Source organism: Vibrio sp. 2130-1 (genome assembly GCF_033339515.1).
This window is the reverse complement of record NZ_JAWOUT010000690.1, coordinates 1-527: the sequence shown is the minus strand read 5'-3', so window position 1 is coordinate 527 and position 527 is coordinate 1. Positions and strand designations below refer to the sequence as shown.

Here is a 527-nt window from a genome sequence, read left to right as displayed (position 1 = left end):
CAACACAACTTTTTTAAACTCATCATTCTCAATCCCAGTCAGAACTTTATGTACCAGCTCATCCCACTCAGATTTAATAGGAGTATGAACAATCGAGCGAATATGTGACGAGATCGGAGGTAAAGCGGCGACATCGCAAATAAGCTTTCTCAAGCTGGCAAGCGTGCGCGCTTTGTCTTCAGTTAGGTTAACCGCAAGTGACCACTGCTGATCAAATCGAATCAGTTCAATTTGAGGCAAAAAGAAGAAAGAAGGCATGCAACGGCGATTTTTTTCGTGCTGGCCATCAAACGATCGCCCGCCCCATACTCGCTGCGCTTCAACAAGAATGGTATAGGCAGGACCCGGCTCAACAAAAGAGTGCAGCTGTCCTAGCGCGACGACCTCTTCACGAGTATCACGGGATTGCCAATAAAATTTGGGGAAAAGTGGTTGTGCATCAAGCCAATCAATAAATGCGAAATTCGGTTTTTCGCTGAGGGGCTCGACCAGACGTACTTGATTGCCTTCCGTGTGCTGAACTCGCT

The 527-nt window shown here is 47.1% G+C and carries 1 pseudogene; it reads right to left on the bottom strand.

From position 1 onward, the window contains the following. Positions 1 to 527 (bottom strand): annotated as a pseudogene (locus tag R7Q09_RS28170) (isochorismate synthase); the annotation flags it as partial.